Annotated in this window: 19 protein-coding genes; 13 read left to right on the top strand and 6 right to left on the bottom strand. The window is 61.3% G+C overall.

All coding sequences use genetic code 11. The features are described from left to right. Positions 1 to 106 precede the first annotated feature (106 nt). The 3 genes from AWB80_RS25580 to AWB80_RS25570 are packed head-to-tail and all read right to left on the bottom strand — an operon-like array spanning position 107 to position 2,810. A complete protein-coding gene (locus AWB80_RS25580; RefSeq protein WP_061177442.1) occupies positions 107 to 970 on the bottom strand; it encodes an ABC transporter permease in 864 nt (287 codons plus the stop codon). 24 nt (positions 971 to 994) lie between these two features. Continuing rightward, positions 995 to 1,783: an ABC transporter ATP-binding protein gene (locus AWB80_RS25575; RefSeq protein WP_061177441.1), complete on the bottom strand. Its 789-nt coding sequence runs from the start codon at positions 1,781 to 1,783 to the stop codon at positions 995 to 997. Positions 1,784 to 1,793: 10 nt separating this feature from the next. Further along, the gene (locus AWB80_RS25570) at positions 1,794 to 2,810 is read right to left on the bottom strand and encodes an ABC transporter substrate-binding protein (RefSeq protein ID WP_061177440.1); all 1,017 of its coding nucleotides are present in this window, start codon (positions 2,808 to 2,810) and stop codon (positions 1,794 to 1,796) included. A gap of 169 nt (positions 2,811 to 2,979) precedes the next feature. Here AWB80_RS25570 and AWB80_RS25565 point away from each other — a divergent pair, with 169 nt between their 5' ends. The 12 genes from AWB80_RS25565 to AWB80_RS25510 all read left to right on the top strand — a co-directional run bounded on the left by AWB80_RS25565 (position 2,980) and on the right by AWB80_RS25510 (position 17,682). Then, positions 2,980 to 3,657, top strand: coding sequence for a response regulator transcription factor (locus tag AWB80_RS25565; protein WP_061177439.1), 678 nt, complete (start codon positions 2,980 to 2,982; stop codon positions 3,655 to 3,657). Next, positions 3,647 to 5,038, top strand: coding sequence for a sensor histidine kinase (locus AWB80_RS25560; protein ID WP_061177438.1), 1,392 nt, complete (start codon positions 3,647 to 3,649; stop codon positions 5,036 to 5,038). Before AWB80_RS25565 ends, AWB80_RS25560 begins: the two co-directional genes overlap by 11 nt. A gap of 84 nt (positions 5,039 to 5,122) precedes the next feature. Continuing rightward, positions 5,123 to 5,833 carry a M12 family metallopeptidase gene (locus AWB80_RS25555; protein ID WP_244206720.1) on the top strand — a complete coding sequence of 237 codons (711 nt, stop codon included), beginning with the start codon at positions 5,123 to 5,125 and terminating at the stop codon, positions 5,831 to 5,833. A gap of 220 nt (positions 5,834 to 6,053) precedes the next feature. Further along, the gene (locus AWB80_RS43490) at positions 6,054 to 7,772 is read left to right on the top strand and encodes a M12 family metallopeptidase (protein ID WP_143328139.1); all 1,719 of its coding nucleotides are present in this window, start codon (positions 6,054 to 6,056) and stop codon (positions 7,770 to 7,772) included. Positions 7,773 to 8,214: 442 nt separating this feature from the next. Continuing rightward, positions 8,215 to 9,981 carry a M57 family metalloprotease gene (locus AWB80_RS43485; RefSeq protein WP_061177436.1) on the top strand — a complete coding sequence of 589 codons (1,767 nt, stop codon included), beginning with the start codon at positions 8,215 to 8,217 and terminating at the stop codon, positions 9,979 to 9,981. Positions 9,982 to 10,158: 177 nt separating this feature from the next. Further along, entirely contained in the window at positions 10,159 to 11,469 is a 1,311-nt protein-coding gene (locus tag AWB80_RS25540; RefSeq protein WP_061177435.1) for an MFS transporter, read from the top strand. A 1-nt stretch (position 11,470) separates the two neighbouring features. Continuing rightward, positions 11,471 to 12,538, top strand: a complete 1,068-nt coding sequence (locus tag AWB80_RS25535) for a proline racemase family protein (RefSeq protein ID WP_061177434.1) — start codon at positions 11,471 to 11,473, stop codon at positions 12,536 to 12,538. Between the two features lie 2 nt (positions 12,539 to 12,540). Then, positions 12,541 to 13,782 carry an NAD(P)/FAD-dependent oxidoreductase gene (locus AWB80_RS25530; RefSeq protein ID WP_061177463.1) on the top strand — a complete coding sequence of 414 codons (1,242 nt, stop codon included), beginning with the start codon at positions 12,541 to 12,543 and terminating at the stop codon, positions 13,780 to 13,782. A gap of 15 nt (positions 13,783 to 13,797) precedes the next feature. Beyond that, positions 13,798 to 14,700 carry a dihydrodipicolinate synthase family protein gene (locus tag AWB80_RS25525; RefSeq protein ID WP_061177433.1) on the top strand — a complete coding sequence of 301 codons (903 nt, stop codon included), beginning with the start codon at positions 13,798 to 13,800 and terminating at the stop codon, positions 14,698 to 14,700. Continuing rightward, the gene (locus tag AWB80_RS25520) at positions 14,697 to 15,695 is read left to right on the top strand and encodes a 4-hydroxyproline epimerase (protein WP_061177432.1); all 999 of its coding nucleotides are present in this window, start codon (positions 14,697 to 14,699) and stop codon (positions 15,693 to 15,695) included. Before AWB80_RS25525 ends, AWB80_RS25520 begins: the two co-directional genes overlap by 4 nt. Positions 15,696 to 15,711: 16 nt before the next feature. After that, on the top strand, positions 15,712 to 16,959 hold the full coding sequence (locus AWB80_RS25515) for a metal-dependent hydrolase family protein (protein ID WP_061177431.1): 1,248 nt from the start codon (positions 15,712 to 15,714) through the stop codon (positions 16,957 to 16,959). 15 nt (positions 16,960 to 16,974) lie between these two features. Continuing rightward, the gene (locus tag AWB80_RS25510; protein ID WP_061177430.1) at positions 16,975 to 17,682 is read left to right on the top strand and encodes a GntR family transcriptional regulator; all 708 of its coding nucleotides are present in this window, start codon (positions 16,975 to 16,977) and stop codon (positions 17,680 to 17,682) included. Here AWB80_RS25510 and AWB80_RS25505 read toward each other — a convergent pair. Both AWB80_RS25505 and AWB80_RS25500 read right to left on the bottom strand, forming a co-directional pair. Next, positions 17,669 to 18,103 (bottom strand): aconitase X swivel domain-containing protein, encoded by a 435-nt coding sequence (locus AWB80_RS25505; RefSeq protein WP_061177429.1) that lies wholly within the window; start codon positions 18,101 to 18,103, stop codon positions 17,669 to 17,671. The genes AWB80_RS25510 and AWB80_RS25505 overlap by 14 nt on opposite strands. Next, the gene (locus AWB80_RS25500) at positions 18,090 to 19,343 is read right to left on the bottom strand and encodes an aconitase X (protein WP_061177428.1); all 1,254 of its coding nucleotides are present in this window, start codon (positions 19,341 to 19,343) and stop codon (positions 18,090 to 18,092) included. Before AWB80_RS25500 ends, AWB80_RS25505 begins: the two co-directional genes overlap by 14 nt. 116 nt (positions 19,344 to 19,459) lie before the next feature. Here AWB80_RS25500 and AWB80_RS25495 point away from each other — a divergent pair, with 116 nt between their 5' ends. After that, entirely contained in the window at positions 19,460 to 20,620 is a 1,161-nt protein-coding gene (locus AWB80_RS25495) for a CaiB/BaiF CoA transferase family protein (protein ID WP_061177427.1), read from the top strand. A 34-nt stretch (positions 20,621 to 20,654) separates the two neighbouring features. On the opposite strand, the gene AWB80_RS25490 is transcribed toward AWB80_RS25495, so the two are convergent. Beyond that, on the bottom strand, positions 20,655 to 21,638 hold the full coding sequence (locus AWB80_RS25490; protein ID WP_061177426.1) for a glycosyltransferase family 2 protein: 984 nt from the start codon (positions 21,636 to 21,638) through the stop codon (positions 20,655 to 20,657). Positions 21,639 to 21,744 lie beyond the last annotated feature (106 nt).

Genomic DNA, 21,744 nt, shown 5'->3' with positions numbered 1-21,744 from the left:
CTGAATCCCTCGCTGTACTTCGCCATGAAAAACACCCCAAAGGTTGGATCTGTGTCCAACTTTTGGGGTGCAGTTCAGAGCGCGTGGGGTTTTTTCATGGAGCGCATCAATGCGCCGCAGGAGGCCGCCATTTCAGCAAACGTTGCTCGACCGCTGTAAGCAGATAATCCGCCGCGAGCGCGACCACCGCCAGCACGATCATCGCCGCGAACACGCCGCTTGCATTGAACGCGCCTTGCGCCGTCGAGATCAGCAACCCGATACCCTGTTTCGAGCCGAGAAATTCGCCGACCACCGCGCCGACCAGCGCGAAGCCGAAGCTCACATGCAGGCTCGCGAGAATCCACGAGAGCGCGGAAGGAATCACGACCGACGTCGTCACCTGACGGCGCGACGCGCCGAGAATCTGCGCATTCGCGATCATGTAACGGTCTGCTTCACGCACGCCCTGAAACGCATTCGCGAACACGACGAAGAACACCATCACGACGGCCAGCGCCACTTTCGACGCCATGCCGAGACCGAGCGCGATCACGAACACCGAACCGAGCACCACGCGCGGAATCGAGTTGGCGATCTTGATATAGACACTGAATACATCGGCCAGCAGCTTGTTGCGGCCGAGCACGATGCCGCAAAACACGCCCGCCACCGAGCCGATAAGAAACCCGAGCACCGTCTCTTCGAGCGTGACCCATACTTGCGTGAGCAGTGGCCCTTGCGAGGTGCCTTCGACGAACCACTCGACGATCTGATCGAAGATCGCGGACGGCATCGAGAAGAAGAACCGATCGATCCAGTGAAGGCGAGCCGACAGTTCCCAACCGCCGAGCACGAAGACGAGCACCGCGATGCGCAGTCCGATCACGAGCGCTTGGCGCTGCTTGATGCGCTTTTGCGCTTCGCGTTCGACTTGCGCGAGCGCGCCGGGATCGATGCCCGCGGGCATCGCTTGTTGAGGCGTGGACATGGGTGAGGTTCCTCTCGAACAGGTTCAACCGATCTGCACTTCTTCGCGCAGGTCGTGCCAGATATCCCGCGAAATCTCGATGAAATGCGGGTGATAGCGAATCTCCGACGTGATGCGCGGGCGCGGCAGATCGATCTCGTAGACGCGCTTGAGCGTCGCGGGGCGGGCGGTGAGCACGAACACGCGGTCCGCGAGCGCGATCGCTTCTTCGAGATCGTGCGTGACGAACACGACCGAGCCCGCGTTCGCCGACCACAGTTGCAGCAACTCGTCCTGCATCAGCGTGCGCGTCTGCATGTCGAGCGCGGAGAACGGCTCGTCCATCAGCAGGATTTCCGGCTTGTTGATGAACGTCTGCGCGAGCGCGACGCGCTTGCGCATGCCGCCCGACAACTGATGCGGATAATGCTTGCCGAACTTGTCGAGACCGACGCGGCGCAGCCATTCGTTGGCTTCGTCGTAGGCGGCGGACTTCGAGCGGCCGCGATAGAGCGGGCCGGCCGCGATGTTGTCGAGCACCGAGCGCCACGGAAACACGGCGTCCGCCTGAAACACGAAGCCGATGCGCGGATCGATGCCGTCCACCGGCTGGCCCATCACGCGCACTTCGCCGGTCGTCGGCTTGAGCAGGCCCGTGATCATGCTGAGCGTGGTGGACTTGCCGCAGCCCGTCGGGCCGACGATCGCGACGAACTCGCCCTTCGCCACCGACATGCTGAATTCGCGCAGCGCGACCGTGGCCTTGCCGTCCGGCGAGACGAAGCGGCACGAGACGTTACGCAGTTCGATGGCCGGTTGTGTCGTCTGGTTCATTGTGCGAGCCTCACTTCGATGCCGTCGCGGTGCCCGACAGATACTCGTTCGAGTACGTGCGCGCGAGATCGATATGCTTGCCCTTCACCGAAGGATTGAACGCGGAGAGCACCTTCAGCACGGTTTCGGGGCCGTCGGCGGGCATCTTGCCGTCCTTGGTGAACATCGGCAGCGAGGCCTTCAGTGCGCCCACGTAAAGCTCCTTGTTCTTCGCGTAATAGTCCTTCGGCATCTTCTCGGTGATCTCTTCGGCGCTATGCGTGGAGATGAAGTTAAGCGTCTTCGCGAACGCGCGCGACAGCTTCGCGGCGTCCGCCTTGTGCGATTCCGCCCACGCGCGCTGCACGTAGAAGCTCGACGCCGGATACGTGCCGCCGAGCGCGGCGCGCGTGCCTTCGAGCGTGCGCATGTCGACGAGCACCTTCGCCTCGCCGGTCTTCAGCAGTTGCGACACGGTCGGCTCGGTGGTCATGCCCGCATCGATGCGTTCCTGCTTGATCGCCGCGATGAAGCTCGCGTCCGCGCCCACCGGCAGCAGCGTGTATTCCTTCGAGCTCACGCCCGCGCGCTGCGCGAGGTATTGCGTGAGAAAGCTGGTCGACGATCCGAGGCCCGTCACGCCGAGCGTCTTGCCTTTGACGTCGGCCATGCTCTTGAGTTTGTCGGCGGCCTTGGTCGAGACCAGTTCCACTTCGCCCGGCACCTGACCGAAGATCACCAGCGCCTGCACTTCCTTGCCCTTGCTCTGCAGGTCGATGGTGTGATCGTAGAAACCGACGACACCTTGCACCGCGCCGGCGAGCAGCTCGTTTTCCGCATCGACGCCCGCGGGCTGCGAGAGAATTTCGACATCGAGCCCTTCGTCCTTGAAGTAGCCGAGCTGCTCGGTCAGCTTCGCGGGCAGATAGATGATCTTGGTCGCACCGCCGACCATGATGGAAATTTTCTCGGCATGAGCCGACACGGATGCCGCGGCAAGCGCGAAAGCGATACCGGATACCGCAGCGATCTGGCGCAAAGTACGCATCAGGAGTCTCCTTGATGTGGGGCGGGACGTAAGGAAAGGCCCGCTTGTTCGAATGTGTGCGGCGATTATAGAAAGGTGAATCCTTCTGCCAGCTTTCTGTGTCGATAGCGAAACATGGGTGTTAACCCGATGCATCATGTTTCGTCGAAGCCAATACAATCGCGCCACCATGAAACTGCTGCTGATCGAAGACAATCCGACGCTGTCGCTCTGGCTCGCCAAGATGCTGGAACAGGAATCCTTCGCACTCGAAACCGTGCAGGATGGCGAGTCCGCCGATCAACTGTTGCGCACCAATCAATACGATGTCGTGCTGCTCGATCTCAACCTGCCGCGCCTGTCAGGCAAGAACGTGCTGCGACGAATGCGCCAGCGTGGCGACGCGACGCCGGTGATGATCCTGACCGCGAGCGGCTCCATCGACGAGAAAGTGGAGTTGCTCGGCGCGGGCGCCGACGATTACCTGGTGAAGCCGTTCGAGGTCCGCGAGCTGGTCGCGCGCGTGAAGGTGATGATCCGGCGGCGCACGTCATCGACGGCGAACGAGGTGTCGTGCGGCGATCTCGTCTTCGATATCGACACGCGCCAGTTCACGATGAAAGGCGCGCCGCTCAACGTGACGCCGCGCGAGCGCAGCGTGCTCGAAGCGCTGATATTGCGGCTGGGCAAGACGGTGTCGAAGGCGTCGTTGCTGGATGCGATCTTCACGCACGAGGACAGCCCGAGCGAAGACGCGCTCGAAATTTACGTGTCGCGGCTGCGCAAGAAGCTGGACGGCAGTTCCGCCGCGATCGTCACGCTGCGCGGACTCGGCTATCTGTTGCGCAAGAAGGACGATGACCAATAGCCTGCGCGTTCGCCTGCTGTGGTGGCTGCTCGTGCCGCTCGCGTTCTACGTGTTTGTGACCGGCAAGGCCGCGTACGACAACGCGCGCCACACCGCCGATCTCGTGCAGGAGAACACGCTGCTCGCATCTGCGCGGATGATCGCGGGAGAAGTCGAGTGGTCGGACGGCCGCTTGCTCGTCGATGTTCCGCCAGCCGCGCTCGAAGTGTTCGCGTCGCCTCAGGGCGATCAGGTTTTCTACAACGTGAGCGTCGACGATGGCCGTCTGCTCGCGGGCGCGCCCGATTTTCCGCTCGGACCGACCGCCGCGATCCACGATACGCCGATGTACTACGACGCCGATCTGCACGGCAAGCCGATTCGTGCCGTCGGCTTCGTGCGCCAGATGTACGACAACGGCGCGATCCGGCGCGTGCTCGTCTCGGTCGGCAAGACGCAGGCGTCGCGCGACGCGATGATTCGCGAACTCTGGCGTCCGCAGCTCGTGCGGCAGATCGAGATGGTGTTGCTCGCGGTCGCGCTCGCGTGCATCGGACTGACGTTCGAATTGCGGCCGCTGCTGAAGGTGAAGAAGGAAGTGATGGACCGCGATCCGATGCAGCTCGAACCCCTGCGCGTCGAGCGTTTGCATACGGAGTTGCGGCCGATCGTCGAGGCGATCAATCAGTGCATCGCGCGGCTCGGGCTTCAGGTGGCGGCGCAGCGGCGCTTCATCGCGGATGCGGCGCATCAGTTGCGCACGCCGCTGACCTTGCTGGAGACGCAATTGCAGTTCGCACGGCAGCATCGTGAGATGGCGCCGTCGTTGCAAGAAGCGCTGGCGGCGATGCAGCGAAGCAACCGCTCGATGGTCGGGCTCACCAACAAGCTGTTGCTGCTCGCGCAGGCTGAAGCGGCGGACTATACGCAGCTTGCGAAGCATGAGGTCGATCTTGCCGCGATCGCGCAGAACGTCGTCGAAGATCTTGCGATGTTCGCGCAGAAGCGCGAGATCGATCTGGGCGCGGAGCTGGTCGAGGCGGCGTGGATGATCGGGCATGAGGGATTGTTGTCGGCGCTGGTGCACAACGTCGCCGAAAATGCGATTCGATATACGCAGGCGGGTGGGCACGTGACCGTCGCCGTCAAGCGCGATGCGCAACGCGTCACGCTGACCGTCACCGATGACGGCCCCGGCATTCCAGCGGAAGCGCGCAGTCGTGTGTTCGAGCCGTTTTATCGCGCTGCGGCGGATGTGGAAGGGACGGGTCTGGGGCTCGCGATTGCGAAGGAAATCGTGCAGGCGCATCGGGGAGAGATTCGGCTCGGCCAGCGGGAGCATCCGGGGCGCGGGGTGATCGTAACCGCGACATTCGAAAGCGCTCGCGGGCGAAATCGTTGATTTTCCTGGATCTTATGGAATGACCATTCGAGTTTGACGGCTCATCGCGAAATATAATTCTGCTGAGTGACTCGGGAGAATAAGATGAGCCGAATCAGAGCGTGGTCATTTGCATTATTGTTAGGAATGCTGGTTAGCGGGTGCGGCGGAAGCGATAGCAGCGACGCTGCGAGCGCGGCGAAGCAGGCAAGCGAGCAGGATAAGGCCACAGCAAAGGGTTACGCGTTGTCGACCGTTATCTGGAAGCAGGAGCCTATCGGCGTTTGCTGGGACATGAGCAATGCGGATTTCGCGCTGTATACCAATCAACGCACCTGGAGCCGTCTCGCGGTCGAGGCGAGCTGGCAGGCGCATTCCGGCGTGACGTTCACGGGCTGGCAGCAATGCACCAGTAATCCGAACTACTACGGTATACGGATTTCGATCGAGGATAACGCCACGAACGGGCCGCATACACAAGGACTCGGAACGACGCTGAACAACGTGGTGGGCGGCATGGTGCTCAACTTCACGTTCCACAACTGGAGCACGAGTTGCGTGGGTCGCGAAGAGTATTGCATTCGCAATATCGCCGCGCATGAATTTGGTCATGCGATGGGTTTTGCGCACGAGCAGAATCGGCCGGATACGCCATCGACATGCAAGGAGCCTGCGCAAGGTACGTATGGCGATACGTTGATCGGTGCGTGGGATCTGGCATCGATCATGAATTACTGCAATCCGGACTGGAATGGCAACGGGCAGTTGAGCACGACGGACATTGTCATGGCGCAGAGGTTTTATGGGGCTCGGTGAGGCTTGACACGATTCTTCCGAGATTGAACGCTTTCGGTAATTGCCTTTTCGCAAGAGCATTCATCGAATGATCGCCTAAAAGCAATTGATCAAAATTTGACACGAAACTCGGGGAAGTTTGGAAATATTCTGTAATGGACGTGTCAGTTTGATAGCGCGCTGAAAATATACTTCTCCTACCACGCGTGAGGACGCGTGGGCAGTCATTACGGAGAAGAAGATGAAGGGTTTAAAAGGTTTAGCCCTGGCATTATTGTCAGGATTGCTTATTAGCGGTTGTGGCGACGGTGGCGGCACCAATGGAGTGAGTTCCACGGCCAAGACTTCAGTCGAACAGTCTGCCGCGCAGGACAAGGCCACGGTGAAGGGCTATGCGTTGTCGACCGTTATTTGGGATCGGGTGCCTATCGGTACTTGCTGGGACTTGAATAATGCGGATTTCGCACGGTATTCCGCGGAGCGCAACTGGACTCGGCTCGCGGTCGAGGAGACCTGGGAGCAGAATTCCGGCGTCGAATTTTCCGGTTGGCAGCAGTGCACGAATGATCCGAACTACTACGGCATACGGATCTCGGTGGAGGACATCGTCGGCAGCGCGCCGCACACGTGGGGTCTGGGTGCGATGTTGAACAACGCTCAAGGCGGAATGGCGCTCAATTTCACCTTCAAGAACTGGAGTCCGAGTTGTCAAGGGCGCGAGGAATATTGCATTCGTCGGATCGCCGCGCACGAATTCGGTCATGCGCTGGGCTTTGCGCATGAGCAGAATCGGCCGGACACACCATCGTCGTGTATCGAGCCCGCACAGGGCACCAAGGGCGATACGATGGTCGGTCCGTGGGATCTCGCGTCGGTCATGAATTACTGCAATCCTAAGTGGAACGGCGACGGCAAACTGAGCCCCACCGACATCGAGATGGCGCAGAAATTCTACGGCCCGCGCCGGCAAGCGGTGTTCTATGAAGTGACACGTGAAGTCGCTCCGGTTCATCTGACGGTGTACGACTACGCGACTCGTGCGATCGTCAAGGAAATCGATCTTGGTGTCGCCGTTCCCTATGACCGGGCTTCGTTGATGCGATCGAGTCCGGACGGGCGTCGGATGTATTTTGTGCTTGCCAATGAAGCTGGTAATCAGCAGTACCTGGCCGCCTTCGATGTTGCGAGCAATTCGATTGCCTGGGTTTCGGGCCTTAACTTGAGTTCGTCAGTTCTCGGTATGAAGGTCTCTTCGGACAACTCGCGCATATTTATCGCTGCAGAGTCGGTAAGCGTCTTCGATGCGGCTAATGGCGCGTTGAAGGGAACCATTTCTGCTCCTCAGGGACTGCGTGTGAGTCAAGTCGCCACGGCCTCGGACGATTCAGATGTGATCTACGCGCTGGCATCGAATAGCGGCCTGAAGCGGGACTGGATTCTCAAACTGAGTGCGAATGGGCTGAATGTAGTGAAGACGTTCGAGCTCGGAGATTGGAATCCCTATAGGAACGAGCTTGCTGTTACGCCCGATGGGAAACGAGCTTACTTTGACGGTCCTAGCTCGCCAAACTATGAGCAGCGTGTGAGAGAACTGGACATGACGAGTGGTGCTGTGAGAGAGTTCGCCGCGCTTACCGAGTTGAACCCCTTGCATATCCAGACAATCAACAATCAACAGATCGTCTTTACCAACAATAGCTCCACGCTCAATCCGGTCATCCTGTACGACGTGCAAAAGGGCGTGAAATCGACCCTCGGCGTTCTGAGCACAGCGGTTAGGCAGATTCAATTTGACCCGAAATCGCAATCGATCTTTGTACTGAAGTCGTCCGATTTCAGTCAGTTCGACCGGCAGGACGACGGAACGTATAAGGACGTTGATCTCAAGTTGGCGTACTCGACCAAGGGCGGAATGCACTATTCGTCGTTCGGAGATTTCTTTGCATTTCTTCGCAAATAATCTCTGTCTTGGATAGACCGCTGCGAGGTCACGGCGGGCAACTCGAAACCCCGCTCGTTCCTCGATCTCCGGCACCCGGCCACCTTGCCGATCAGTTTTGACATAGCCGCCAGGCCTCGGATGCTTCGAGGCCTGGCGTTTTTTATGCGCCTTGAACGCGGCGCTTCGTCTCTTTCGATTCCACGGTCCGACTCAATTTCGAGATAGTCGAGGAGCTCACGAAATCTGCATCGCGACGCGACGATGCTGTTGGCACGAGCTCGCACGCTTTGGCGCGCTTCTCACTTATCACTTTTTGATGATCAATAGTTGACGCACCTACGTGAACAGTGAAGTTTTTTGGAAACGTTTTGTAATGGAAGTTATATGTTCATTACAAAACGAAAATATACTGCTCTTGCCACGCCCGAGGATGCGTGGCCTTTCGAAAACGGAGCGGAAAATGAAAAAACTGAGAGGGCTGTTATTGGCCTTATTATCAGGATTGCTGATCAGTGGATGCGGCGGAGGCGACAGCAGCACCGACGCGCTGAGCGCGGCGGCCAAGAACGCGGCAGAGCAATCCAGCGCGCAAGACAAGTCGACGGTTAAGGGCTACGCTTTGTCGACCGTCATCTGGAAGCAGGTTCCAATCGGGGTTTGCTGGGACATGAGCAATGCCGATTTTGCGCAATATGCCACTCAACGTGACTGGACTCGTCGTGCGGTTCAGGACAGCTGGGAGGAGAACTCCGGCGTCGAGTTCACCGGCTGGCAACAATGCGCGAACGATCCGAACTACTACGGGATTCGGATTACGGTCGAGGACATTGCCGCGAACGGGCCGCATACCCGCGGGCTCGGCGCGATGCTGAACAACGTGGTCGGAGGGATGGCGCTCAACTTCACGTTCAAGAACTGGAGCACGAGTTGCCAAGGCCGCGAAGAATACTGCATTCGCAATGTGGCCGCGCACGAGTTCGGCCATGCGTTGGGTTTCGCGCATGAGCAGAATCGGCCGGATACGCCGTCGAGTTGCAAGGAGCCCGCGCAAGGTACGAATGGCGACACGATGATCGGCGCGTGGGATCTGGCGTCCATCATGAATTACTGCAATCCGGAATGGAACGGCAATGGCAAGCTGAGCGCGACGGATATCACGATGGCGCAGAAGTATTATGGGGCGCGGCGGGTCGGGGAAACGATCTACGTTTTGACGCGTGGATCGGCACCGGTTCAAGTCACCGCTTACGATTTCGCAACTCGCGACGTGAAGGCCACATTCGATTTTCCTGACTACTCGACGGCCAGTGGTTTATATGCGAGCGCCGATGGTAGACGCGTGCATTTGGCTCTGCGCAAACAGTCAACAGGTTTGGCGCCCCACCTCGCGACCATCGATACAGCAACCAATTCGGTCATAAGCAAAACCGGCCAACTGGATGCATACATCAACCGTAACCACGCCAGCCTTCTGCCTGCACTAGATGGACGCAATTTCTATGAAATCTACGGAAACAAGATTGGGATCGTCGACACCGATTCCGGGAAGGTGACGAAGACGATCGTGCTACCCGAGAAATACGACTTGCTCAGGATAGCTACGGCCCGCGACGATGGCGGAAGCGTTTATGTGCTGGCCGACACCGTCGCACCGGCGGCAGACAAACGCGAGATTCTTAAAGTGAATCTGACGAATGGCTCGATCACGCGCTCGTATCAGTTCGGCGCGGTTCCAAGCGGCAGTTACGAGTCCAATCGGCGTCAGCTTGCGCTAACGCCTGACGCAAGAAAAGCCTATTCTTATTTCTTTACGTCGGCGAGCGAAGGCAAATTGGGAGAGGTGGATCTGGCAAGCGGTGAGGTACGCTTGTTGACCGACCTGCCGGAGAAGAACCCGAAATACTTGTCAGCGATTGGCTCTGATCGCATCCTCTTCAACGAAGCCGACATGGAGAGTGTTAACCGGTCCGATCCGAGTATGAATCCAATTGTTATCTATGACGTAGTCAACCGGCAAAGAGCAATACTCGTGACGAACAGCCCATTGCTGCAGCAACTTCAATACGACGCAAGGACCGGCTCGATCTTTCACGCCGGTGGTTCGCAAGGGTCCGTTCAACAGTTGAAACCGGACGCAGCGGGCAAGGGATATAGCAATACTTATCTTAGCTTTGGCTACAAGGACGTCTCCGGCGACGTCACTCCGGTGGTGTTCGTCGCACGCTAAGAATTCAAGCGCGCGGTAGAACGGAACGGAAAGCCTCTACGAGTTTCGAGGCTTGCCGGGGAATCCTTGTTCATACGAGAACGCTTTCGACAAAATTGGATCCAAAATCCTTGATTCAATTTTGATATGGGCGCACAATCCCCCGGAACCGCACCCCACGCGACCGAGGGAGTCACCATGACCGACCGCGCCAACGCCGTTGCCAGTCCGTACGCCGCAAGCGATCCGCCGAAAGCCTCCTCCAAATCCAGCCGCGCCGTCACCGCCGCGGTCGTCGGCAACATCCTCGAATGGTTCGATTTCGGCACCTACGCGTTTCTCGCGACCGTCATCGCCAAAGTGATGTTCCCCACCGGCGACGATTTCGCCGCCATGCTCGGCACCTTCGGCGCGTTCGGCCTCGGCTTCGCCGCGCGGCCGCTCGGCGCGATCATCTTCGGCTGGCTCGGCGACAAGAAAGGCCGCAAGTGGACGCTCACCTTCGTCATGCCGCTGATGGCCGCCGCCACGCTCTTCATGGCGTTGCTGCCGACCTATGCGTCCATCGGTATCTGGGCGCCGATCCTGCTCGTCGCCGCGCGCATGCTGCAGGGCATTTCCGTCGGCGGTGAACTGGGCAACGCGGTTGCGTTTCTCGTCGAATGGGCGCCGCCGAACAAGCGTGGCTTCTACGGCAGCTTCCAGCAATGCAGCACGCTCGGCGGCATGCTGCTCGGCTCGGGTGCGGCCGCGCTCATGACCACGCTGCTCAGCCAGCAGGCCATGCTCGACTGGGGCTGGCGCGTGCCGTTCATCGTCGGTGCGATCGTGATCGGGCCGATCGGCTGGATCATCCGCAAGCGCAGCGAGGAGACGCCGGTCTACCAGAGCGCCAGCGATGAAGCGCCCAAAGCCAAAGGCCGCCCGCCCGCGCTGCTCGGCTTGCAGGCCTGCGGTCTCGTGATCGTGTGGACGGTGTCGCTCTATGTGCTGCTCAACTATCTGCCCTCGTTCACGACGAAGTACGTCGGCATGAACGCGTCGACGGCGCTGTGGCTCAACACGGCGGGCCTGATCATGATGACGGCATCGATTCCGTTCTGGGGCGCGGCCTCGGACCGCTTCGGCCGCAAGCCCATCTATACGATCGGCTGCATTGCGTTCCTCGTGCTGCCGTATCCGATCTTCCATCTGATGCTCGAATACAAATCGGCGGCGATTGTCGGCGCGGTGCAGGTGCTGGGCGGCGTGATCATCGGCATCTTCTCGGGCGTCGGGCCAGCCGTGCTCTCCGAACTCTTTCCGACGAAGATCCGCACGACGTGGATGTCGATCGGCTACGGCATCGCCAACGCGGTGTTCGGCGGTTTTGCGCCGATGATCTCCATCGCGCTCATCAAGGCGACGGGCTCGCCGCTTTCGCCCGCGTACTTCGTGATGCTCGCCGCTGTGCTCTCGACCTTCACGGTCTTCACCATCAAGGAGACGGCGCACGCGCCGCTGCAATAACATGCGCTGGAACCGAACGCTCACAGTAGTGAACTGCCACGCCGAAGGCGAAGTCGGCAACGTGGTGACGGGCGGCGTCTTCGACGTGCCCGGCGCGACGATGTTCGACAAGATGATGCATCTCGAAGAAGTGCGCGACGACCTGCGCCGCATCTGCATCTTCGAGCCGCGCGGCTCGGCCAATCAGACCGTGAACTTCCTGCTGCCCGCAACCGACCCGCGCGCGCAAATGGGCTACGTGATCGCCGAATCGACCGAATATCCGGCGATGTCCGGCTCGAACACGATGTGCGTCGCGACCGTGCTGCTCGAAACCGGCATCCTGCCGATGGTCGAGCCCGTCACCGAGCTCGTGCTCGAAGCGCCCGCCGGGCTGATTCATCTGCGCTGTACGTGCGCGAACGGCAAGGTCACGAAGGTCGAATTCACCAATCAGCCCGCGTTCGCGAATCATCTCGACAGGACGATCGAAGTGGAAGGCGTCGGCAGCCTGACTGTCGATGTCGGATATGGCGGCATGACGTATGTGATCGTCGATGCAGAAAAACTCGGCTTTCAGATCACGCCCGATGAAGCGCGCGAACTGTGCGAACTCGGGCAGATCATCAAGGCCGCCGCAGCGGAGCAGTTGCCTTCGCCGCATCCGTTGAATCCGCTCATCAAGGGCATCACGATGACCGAGTTCGTCGGGCCGCTCTCGCGCGAGAACGGCGTGCTGAAATCGCGCAACACGGTGATCGTGTCGCCGGGCCGCTGCGACCGTTCGCCGTGCGGCACGGGCACCTCCGCGCGGCTCGCGGTGATGCACGCCAAAGGACTCATCGACGTGGGTGAGACCTTTCTGCACGAGTCGATCATCGGTTCGATCTTCGAGAGCCGCATCGAATCGGTCACGCGCCTGGGCGACGTGCCCGCGATCGTGCCCGTCGTATCCGGCCAGGCGTGGATCACCGCGATATCGCAAGTCGGCGTCGATCCGACCGATCGCTTCCAGACCGGCTTCACGCTCGCGGATACGTGGTGCGAAGCCGTCGACGACAAGCTCATCAAGTCGCGCGTGAGTTCATGAGCATGACGGGCGAAGAAATCGCGGATGTCGTCGTGATCGGCGCGGGCATCGTCGGGCTGGCTTGCGCGTGGGCGGCGCTGCGCGATGGCGCGCGCGTGGCCGTGATCGATCGGGACTTCGAAGGCGATCGCGCATCGCACGGCAACGCGGGCGGCATCGCTGTGACGGAGAGCACACCGATCGCCGTGCATGGCATGTTCACGAAGGCCGCGAAATGGCTGATGGACCCGCTCGGCCCGCTCGCGCTCGACTGGAAGCATCTGCCAAAGGCGCTGCCGTGGTTCATGGCGTTTCGGCGCGCGAGCGAGCCGGCACGCTTTCAGGCGATATCGCATGCGCTCGCAATGCTGAACAACCGCGTCTACGACGACATCCTGCCGATGTTCGACGATATCGGCGCGAGCGCGATGCACTACCGACGCGGCGCGTTGACGGTCTATGAAACCGACGAAGCCTTCGCCGCCGATCAGACCGAATGGATGTTCAAGCGCGAACTCGGCGCGCGCTGGCACGCGCTCGACGCGCAGCAGGTGCGCGAATGCGAGCCGTCGCTCGCGCCCGTGTTCCGGCATGGCGTGTTTCTCGATGACTGGTCGCATATCGGCGATCCGCGCCGCATCGTCACGCTGCTGCGCGAGCGCGTGCGTGCGCTGGGCGCGCGCTTCGTGACGGGCGTCGCGCGTGCGATCGAGTCATCGGATACGGTCTTGCTTGCGGACGGCAACCGCGTGAAAGGACTACGTATCGTGATCGCGGCGGGCGCGTGGTCGGCGGCGCTGGCGAAGTCCATCGGCGATAGCGTGTTGCTCGAAAGCGAGCGCGGCTATAACGCGACGTTGCCGAAGCATGGTGTCGTACTCACTCGCGAAGTGATCTTCGCCGAACGCAAGTTCGTCGCGACGCCGCTCGATGTGGGCTTGCGCATCGGCGGCGCGGCGGAGTTCGCGGGCATCGATGCGCCGCCGAACTATCGTCGCAGCGACGCATTGCTCGCGCTCGGCAAGCGCTTCATTCCGGGCATCGACGATACCGACGCCGCGAAATGGATGGGCCATCGCCCCGCGACGCCCGATTCGTTGCCGGTGATCGGCGCCTCGCCGCGCATGCCATCGGTCGTGTATGCGTTCGGACACGGTCATCTCGGCCTGACGCAATCCGCAACCACCGCCGCGCTCGTCGCCGATGTGCTCGCGGGCCGGACACCGCGCGTGCCCCTCGCGCCTTATTCGATTGCACGTTTCTAAACTGGAGGAACAATCATGCAAGTGAACTGGAAAGGCGTATTTCCCGCCGTCACGACGAAACTCAAGCAAGACGGCTCGCTCGATCGCGACGCCATCGTGAGCGGCCTGAACCGCCTGATCGATAACGGCGTCGGCGGTGTCGTGATGATGGGCATGGTCGGCGAGAACGCGCAGCTCACGCCGGAAGAAAAGCGCACGGTGCTGAAGATCGCCGTCGAAACGGTGAAGGGACGCGTGCCCGTCATCTCCGGTCTCGCGGAACTGAACACGGCCAACGCAATGCAATTCGCCAAGGATGCCGAATCAATCGGCGTGCAAGGCCTGATGGTGTTTCCGGGCCTCACGTATCGCTCGGACGATCGCGAGACCGTCGAATACTATCGGTCGATCGCGCGTTCGACGAAGCTCGGCCTGATGATCTACAACAATCCGCGCGGCTATGGCGTCGACATGCGTCCGGACTTGCTCGCGCAACTCGCCGATGAAGCGAACGTCGTCGCGATCAAGGAAGAGACCTACGATACGACGCGCGTCACCGATCTCTACGCGCGCTTCGGCGAGCGCTTCGTCGTGTTCTGCGGCGTCGACGATCTGATCGTTGAATCCGTCGCGCTCGGCGTGACAGGCTGGGTTTCGGGCATGGCGAACGCGATGCCGAAGGAATCCGTCGACCTGTTGAACTACGCGGTCAACGGCGAGTACGACAAGGCGCGCACGCTGTATCGCGCGTTGATCGATCTGTTCCATCTCGACACGCATGTGAAGCTCGTGCAATACATCAAGCTCGCGGAAAACATCACGGCGGGCTATCCGGAATACGTGAAGGCGCCGCGTCTGATGCTCGAAGGCGATGAGCGGCAGCGAACCATCGAAATCGTCGAGAAGGCGATTGCCAATGTGCGGGCGCTTGCGCAATGAAATCCACGTTCTTCTGCATCGACGGACACACTTGCGGGAATCCGGTGCGCGTCGTCGCGGGCGGTGCGCCGCCGCTCGAAGGCGCGAACATGATCGAGCGCCGCGCGCATTTCCTGCGCGAGTTCGACTGGATTCGCACCGCGCTGATGTTCGAGCCGCGCGGCCACGAAGTGATGTCCGGCAGCATTCTCTATCCGCCGACGCGCGCCGACTGCGATCTCGCGATTCTCTTCATCGAAGTGAGCGGATGTTTGCCGATGTGCGGTCACGGCACCATCGGCACGGTGACGACGGCTATCGAACACGGACTCGTGCGGCCGCGCGAGCCCGGCGTGCTGCGGCTCGATACGCCGGCGGGTCTCGTCGTCGCGCGATATCGGATGAATGGCGAGCATGTGGATTCGGTGCAGCTCGTCAACGTGCCTTCGTTCCTGCATTCGCGGGATTTGTCCGTCGAAGTCGAAGGACTCGGCGAGATTCAATTCGATGTCGCGTATGGCGGCAACTTCTATGCGATCGTCGAGCCGCAGCGCAGCTACGAAGGCCTGCACGCGCTGAAGCCTTCCGACATCCAGCGCCTGAGTCCCGTGCTGCGCCAGAAGGCGAACGAGAAGTACACGTTCGTGCATCCGGAGAACGACGCGATATGCGGCATGAGTCACGTCATGTGGACGGGCGAGCCGACCATCGAAGGCGCGAGTGCGCGCAATGCGGTGTTCTACGGCGACAAGGCCATCGATCGCTCGCCGTGCGGCACGGGCACATCGGCGCGCATGGCGCAGCGCGTCGCGAAAGGACAGTTGAAGATCGGCGAGCGTTTCGTGCACGAGAGCATCATCGGCACCTTGTTCGAAGGCGTGCCCATGGAAGCGGCGCGCGTCGGCACATTCGATGCGATCGTGCCGGCCATCGAAGGCTGGGCGCGCGTGACGGGCCACAACACGATTTTCGTCGATGACCGCGATCCGCTCGCACACGGATTCCTGCTGAAATAACGGGAGAGATCAAGCCATGCTGATACTGAAAAACGCCCGCGTGCTCGATGCCGATCACGAACGCGACGACGGCCGCTATTCGATCGTGATCGAAGGCGACACGATTCGCGAGGTCACGCGCGAGCCGGTGCAGGCGAGCGGCGCACAGGTGATCGATGTCGGCGGCAAGACGGTGATGCCCGGCATGATCGATTGTCATGTGCATGTGATCGCATCGGTCGCGCATCTCGGCAACAACAGCCGCTTGCCGAACACGTTCGCCGTGCTGCGCGCGGTGCCGATTCTCGCCGGCATGCTGAATCGCGGCTTCACGACCGTGCGCGATGCGGGCGGCGCGGACTACGCGCTGTCGCGTGCGATCGAAGAGGGCGTGATCGCGGGGCCGCGTTTGTTCGTCGCGGGCAAGGCACTCTCGCAGACGGGCGGCCACGGCGATTTCCGCGAGCGTTATGACAACTCGGACCCGGACCCGTGCGGCTGCAATCGCAACATGGGCGCAATCGGGCGCGTGGTCGACGGCGTCGATGAAATGCGCCGTGCGGTGCGCGAGGAAATGCGCGCGGGCGCGCATCACATCAAGATCATGGCGTCGGGCGGCGTGGCTTCGCCGACCGATCCGATCGGCAATCTGCAATTCTCCGTCGATGAAGTGAAGGCCGCCGTCGAGGAAGCGCAATCGCATCAGACCTACGTGATGGCGCATGCCTACACCGCGAAGGCGATTGCGCGCGTGGTCAGGCTCGGCGTGCGCACGATCGAGCACGGCAATCTGATCGATGAGGACACCGCTGGCGTGATGGCCGAGCACGGCGCCTATGCAGTACCGACGCTCGTCACGTATGACGCGATGTCGAAAGTCGGCGCGCAGATGGGCCTCGCGAAAGACACGCTCGACAAGAACGAGTCCGTACGCAAGCGCGGCCTCGAAGCGCTCGCGATGCTGCACGCGCGCGGCGTGAAGATGGGTCTCGGCACCGATCTGCTCGGCGACATGCACGAGTATCAGAGCGATGAGTTGTCCATCCGCGCGGATATCGTCGGCGCGTTCGAGGCCATTCGTCAGGCGACTGCCATCGGCGCAGAGATCGTCAACATGAAGGGCAAGCTCGGCATCGTCGCGGCGGGCGCGTATGCGGATTTGCTCGTCGTGGACGGCGATCCGCTGAAGGATATACGCGTGCTGACCGGGCAGGGCGAGCGCATCGCGGGCGTGATGAAGAACGGCGCGTGGGTGCGTGCTACGATGCCGCAAACCTACGAATAAGCGCTAAAGAAGCACATGTCTCCGGTCGCCACCAAACCCCGTCGAACAGAAGCACCCGTCGCGAGCGATTCCACGCACAGGATCGTGCGCACGACGACGGTCGAACTCGTCACGACCGCGATCCGGCAACGCATCCTCTCGGGCGATCTCGCGCCCGGCGAAGTGCTGCGTCAGGAAGCGCTCGCCGACGAACTCGGTGTGAGCCGCGTGCCGATCCGCGAAGCGATCACGCGTCTCACCGGCGAGGGCTTGCTGACCAAGGTGCCGCATCGCGGCGCGTATGTCGCGGAGCTGTCGATAGAAGAAGTGCAGGAGACGTTCGAGATTCGCTTGCGTCTGGAGCCGTGGCTGTTCTCGCAGGCGATTCCGCATATCACCGATGCCGAAATCGCCAAGGCCGAGAAGCTCGTCAACGAGATGGATGACGCGGATTCGGGCGTCTGGGGGCAACTGAACTGGCGTCTGCACGAAACGCTTTATCTGCCGGCGCGGCGCGATATCACGTTGCAGATGCTGCGCGGCCTGCACGATCGCAGTGACCGCTATTTCCGCTTCCAGGTCGTGCAGGTGCCGATCCGCGAGCAGTCGCACGAAGAGCACATGAACCTGATCGATGCGTGCAGGAAGCGCGATGCGAAGCTCGGCGCGAAGCTGCTCGAACAGCATGTGAAGACGGCGGGGCAGCAGATCATCTCGGTGGTCGAGACGATCATGGCGCGATGATGCGCACGGTCGCGGGCAGCGTTGCATCGCGTGCTTCGATTTCGATGTGAGCATCGGCGCGTGCGAGTTGCGCGAACGCGGCTTCATCGACCATCACGACCGGCACGTTCGAGGCATACAGTTCATTCGCGACGATCGCACCAATCGACAAAATCAGATCGCGCTCCGTCAGCACGATGCCCGCCGGCCCCGTGCCGTTGCGCAACGCTTCGGCGAGCACGCTGCTGCTCGAACTCGATCCGCGCGCTCGCGGCATCACCAGAATGCGCGACGCGAGACTTTGCCCGTGACCGTCATGCGTGGCATCGACGATCACGCCGCGTTGCGCGTCATAGCCGCCCCAGAAGCTGAGCGGCGGCAACGCGATGCCCGCAGCTTGCGCGTGGCCCGGCACGAGTGTGACGGCCTCAAACGGTTTCATCGATACACACCTTTCCTTCGAACGCCGATCGCACGCATTCGCCCATGCTGCCGAACGCGACCGTCACGCCGATATTCGCTGGCGCGTAATGCGCCCATTTGCCCGAGTTGGTCATCACGAGGCCGCTCACCTGCTTCATCACCGGCGTGATGTACGTGCAGGTATCGACGACGATCTGCACGCCGCGCGCGGCAAGCTGTTGCGCGATGCCTTCCTCTTCGAGTTGCCACAGCACGAAACGGCTCGTGTTCACATAGACATCGCAGCGCGGCGCGCCTTCATGACGTGCGAAAAGCGCGGCGAGCGTGCGGAACTCAGCGACGGAAAAATGCGGCGTGCCGAGACTGACGGCGGCGAGCGCGTCACCCGGTTGCGCGTGGCTCCAGCGCGCGCGCACGGCACGAAGGTCCGCCGCGCTCACCGAAATCGTGCGTTCGGGCGCGCGCCCTTGCAAGGCGGCTTCGAGCGTCGCGGCCTCGGGCGTGATGCCGACCGCATGAAACAACGCCACCGATCCGCTCGATGCCGCCGCCGCGCCGAGCGCCTTCAGTTCGTCTTCGGTGGTGTCGTCGGGCAGGCCGGTGATGGCGGCGACCGTCGCGCCGACTTCACTGCCGAGCACGAAGCCGAGCGCGGCGAAATCCGCATCGCGATGCGGCGACGCGCGCAAATCGGGCGCGGCGATCACGATGCGCGCCGCGCGATTCGCCGTGACGTGCAGGCCCGCGTTCGGCACGCGCCCGGTGATCGCGGCGGCGAGATCGAGAAAATCGCCGTAGCGGCTCGTGCGCGCGCCGAGCACCGAGTTGGCGAAGACAATTGCGTTCGATTCGGCCCACGCGATCTGATCGCCCAGTTTCGGGCGATGCTTCAACTGATACGGCGCGCACGTGAAGCTCGCTTCGCAGCCGAGTTCGATATGCGCCTGCATGAGCCGCTTGCCCGCGCTCGCGATGCCGGCATCGCCGCGAAACAGCTCCGGGTGAATGAGATCGAGCGAGCCGACATTGAGCGTGGTCGGCACGGCGACCTTCGCACCGCTCGCGACGAAGCGCTCGACGAAATCGAGGCTCGCCGCGCCGTGATACAGACAGCCGTCGATATGCGCGCAGGTGATGTCGATGAGCGTATCGGCGTCCATGACGCGCGCCGTCGCGGCGACGATGCGCATCGCGAGCGCGAGGCCAGCGCCGAAATCGCCGTCGAGCATCGCGGTGTCGCGTGGGGAAAGAGTGAGCATCAGCGCAGGATAACGGATAGGCTCGATTCGATCTACCCGACGCGGGTGGCGCGGCTCATGCGCGCATCTGGCTTACTGACTCGATCGCATCAATTTCAAACCGGAGACAGGCGGACATGGGCGTTTTGAGCGGAGTTCGGGTTCTGGAGTTCGAGGCGATCGGTCCTGCGCCATTCGGTTGCATGCTGCTCGCGGACATGGGCGCGGATGTGCTGCGCGTCGATCGTCCCGTCGCGGCCGGCGATCTCGGGCCGAAGATCAGTGGCAAGCACAAGAATCTGACCGGGCGCGGCCGGCGTTCGGTCACGTTGGATCTAAAGCATCGCGAAGCCGCCGACGCCGCGCTCGAACTGATGTCGAAGGCGGATGTCGTCATCGAAGGGTTTCGGCCGGGCACGATGGAGCGGCTCGGTATCGGACCGGATGCGGCGCTCGCGCGCAATCCGAAGCTCGTGTATGGGCGCATGACGGGCTGGGGGCAGACAGGTCCGCTCGCCGAGCGCGCGGGGCACGATCTGAACTACATCGCGCTGTCGGGTGTGCTGTCGGGCATCGGCCGTGCGGGCGAGCCGCCGGTGCCGCCGCTGAATCTCCTCGGCGATTATGGCGGCGGCGGCATGCTGCTCGCGCTCGGCGTGGTGGCGGCGCTGTTCAACGTGCAGCGCGGCGGCGCGGGGCAGGTCGTCGACGCCGCGATGATCGAAGGCGCCGCGCAACTCGGCACGACCATCTGGGGATTGATTGCATCGGGGAACTGGCGCGAGGCGCGTGAAAGCAATCTGCTCGATGGCGGCACGCCCTGGTACGACAGCTATCGCACGCGGGACGGGCATTACATGGCCGTTGGCGCGGTTGAGGCGCGCTTCTATGCGCAACTGCTGGACAAGCTCGGCCTGGCTGGAGCGGATTTGCCCGCGCAGCATGATCGAGCTGGCTGGCCGATCCTCAGGGAACGCTTCGCCGCTGTGTTCGCAGAGCGCACGCGCGACCAATGGTGCCGTGTGTTCGACGGCAGCGACGCCTGTGTCGCGCCGGTGCTGGGCTTTTCGGAAGCGCCGGCGCATCCGCAGCATCGCGCGCGGGCGAGCTTCATCGAGTTCGATGGCGTGGTGCAGCCCGCGCCTGCGCCGAAGTTTTCGCAGACGCCTTCGGCAATCTCACGGCCCGCGCCTCGACGAGGCGAAGGAGGCGGTCATGCCTTGAGGGATTGGGGCCTCGATGAATCGGAGATTACGCGGCTGTGTGCGAGCGGCCTCGGGTTCGCGCCAGAAGTCTGACTGGTTGAAGCAGGCCCTTCAAACCGCGCGCATGTTATCCACGCCCGAAACGTCGGACGAAGCAATAGAAAATCCACGGATGGATCTTGAGCATGGCCATCACGATGGACAGTTTCGGGCGATGATCCGAGTACATGCCGACCAGATGCGCGAGGCGAAGCTTGTCGGCCACGCTGCATAGAATCGGCTTCGCCAGCCGATACGTCGGCGCCTTGATCGCTGTCTGGAACGCGATCGTCCGATAGCCGTAAATGTATTTCAGTCTGAACAAAAGGCGGCGGTAATTTCGTATCGGCAGCGACTCCGTGCTCTTCTCCACGCGATCCATGATGGCAAAAAGATCAACGATATTAGGATTGAAGCGCGTCGAAATTCCCGATTCCCGATACATATACGAATACAAAGTATCAGGCATGAGCCGCACGATCTCCGATTTACCCAGCGTCTGCACCGAGACGCAAATATCTTCGTATATCAGTCCAGTCGGATGTTCGATCGCGAGGAAGATGGATCGGCGCACGAGCTTGTTGAAGCAGTAGGCTTGCAGCGACAGATCGAGAATTCTCTCGACCGCCTCCACGCCGCTGATGATCGCATCGCCCGTCTCGACGCGATAATTGATCGTGCCTTCCGGACTGATGTTCTCGGCGGCGAAGATCACGACGTCCGCATGGTGCGTGTCCGCCTCGGCAATGACCCTGCGGATCAGGTCGCGATGAACGTGATCGTCGCTATCGACGCACAGAACATATTCGCCGCGCGCCGCCTGTGCGGCGATCTTGCGGGTTTCGGCGAGGCCCTTGTTCTCGCGATTCTTAATAAACTTCCACGGAATTCGGCTTTGCTGCGCGAGGATGCGCGACGTCATTTCTCCAGATCGATCAGGACTGCTGTCGTCGACGGCGATAATCTCGAAATCGATGGAGGTTTGCGACAGGAGCGAATCGAGACATTCTTCGATGTAGGGCTCAACTTTGTACACAGGCAGCAAGACACTGATTTTCGGCGGTGCTGGCATAGATGTGAACCCCGCTCGGAATTTTCAGGAGAACGACAATTGACCATGGATTCTACTTCGTGTTCCGCCTCGATGTATTAGGGTTATGGACTATTGCCAGCATGTT

Source organism: Caballeronia pedi, assembly GCF_001544915.2.
In the GTDB taxonomy this organism is placed as follows: domain Bacteria; phylum Pseudomonadota; class Gammaproteobacteria; order Burkholderiales; family Burkholderiaceae; genus Caballeronia; species Caballeronia pedi.
The sequence above is the reverse complement of the archived record's forward strand: the minus strand, read 5'-3'. Positions and strand labels throughout refer to the sequence as shown.

Bases quoted from the DNA above. Each gene is read 5' to 3' on its own strand.
- AWB80_RS25580 (WP_061177442.1), bottom strand. From the start codon at position 970: ATGTCCACGCCTCAACAAGCGATGCCCGCGGGCATCGATCCCGGCGCG.
- AWB80_RS25575 (WP_061177441.1), bottom strand. From the start codon at position 1,783: ATGAACCAGACGACACAACCGGCCATCGAACTGCGTAACGTCTCGTGC.
- AWB80_RS25570 (WP_061177440.1), bottom strand. From the start codon at position 2,810: ATGCGTACTTTGCGCCAGATCGCTGCGGTATCCGGTATCGCTTTCGCG.
- AWB80_RS25565 (WP_061177439.1), top strand. From the start codon at position 2,980: ATGAAACTGCTGCTGATCGAAGACAATCCGACGCTGTCGCTCTGGCTC.
- AWB80_RS25560 (WP_061177438.1), top strand. From the start codon at position 3,647: ATGACCAATAGCCTGCGCGTTCGCCTGCTGTGGTGGCTGCTCGTGCCG.
- AWB80_RS25555 (WP_244206720.1), top strand. From the start codon at position 5,123: ATGAGCCGAATCAGAGCGTGGTCATTTGCATTATTGTTAGGAATGCTG.
- AWB80_RS43490 (WP_143328139.1), top strand. From the start codon at position 6,054: ATGAAGGGTTTAAAAGGTTTAGCCCTGGCATTATTGTCAGGATTGCTT.
- AWB80_RS43485 (WP_061177436.1), top strand. From the start codon at position 8,215: ATGAAAAAACTGAGAGGGCTGTTATTGGCCTTATTATCAGGATTGCTG.
- AWB80_RS25540 (WP_061177435.1), top strand. From the start codon at position 10,159: ATGACCGACCGCGCCAACGCCGTTGCCAGTCCGTACGCCGCAAGCGAT.
- AWB80_RS25535 (WP_061177434.1), top strand. From the start codon at position 11,471: ATGCGCTGGAACCGAACGCTCACAGTAGTGAACTGCCACGCCGAAGGC.
- AWB80_RS25530 (WP_061177463.1), top strand. From the start codon at position 12,541: ATGACGGGCGAAGAAATCGCGGATGTCGTCGTGATCGGCGCGGGCATC.
- AWB80_RS25525 (WP_061177433.1), top strand. From the start codon at position 13,798: ATGCAAGTGAACTGGAAAGGCGTATTTCCCGCCGTCACGACGAAACTC.
- AWB80_RS25520 (WP_061177432.1), top strand. From the start codon at position 14,697: ATGAAATCCACGTTCTTCTGCATCGACGGACACACTTGCGGGAATCCG.
- AWB80_RS25515 (WP_061177431.1), top strand. From the start codon at position 15,712: ATGCTGATACTGAAAAACGCCCGCGTGCTCGATGCCGATCACGAACGC.
- AWB80_RS25510 (WP_061177430.1), top strand. From the start codon at position 16,975: ATGTCTCCGGTCGCCACCAAACCCCGTCGAACAGAAGCACCCGTCGCG.
- AWB80_RS25505 (WP_061177429.1), bottom strand. From the start codon at position 18,103: ATGAAACCGTTTGAGGCCGTCACACTCGTGCCGGGCCACGCGCAAGCT.
- AWB80_RS25500 (WP_061177428.1), bottom strand. From the start codon at position 19,343: ATGCTCACTCTTTCCCCACGCGACACCGCGATGCTCGACGGCGATTTC.
- AWB80_RS25495 (WP_061177427.1), top strand. From the start codon at position 19,460: ATGGGCGTTTTGAGCGGAGTTCGGGTTCTGGAGTTCGAGGCGATCGGT.
- AWB80_RS25490 (WP_061177426.1), bottom strand. From the start codon at position 21,638: ATGCCAGCACCGCCGAAAATCAGTGTCTTGCTGCCTGTGTACAAAGTT.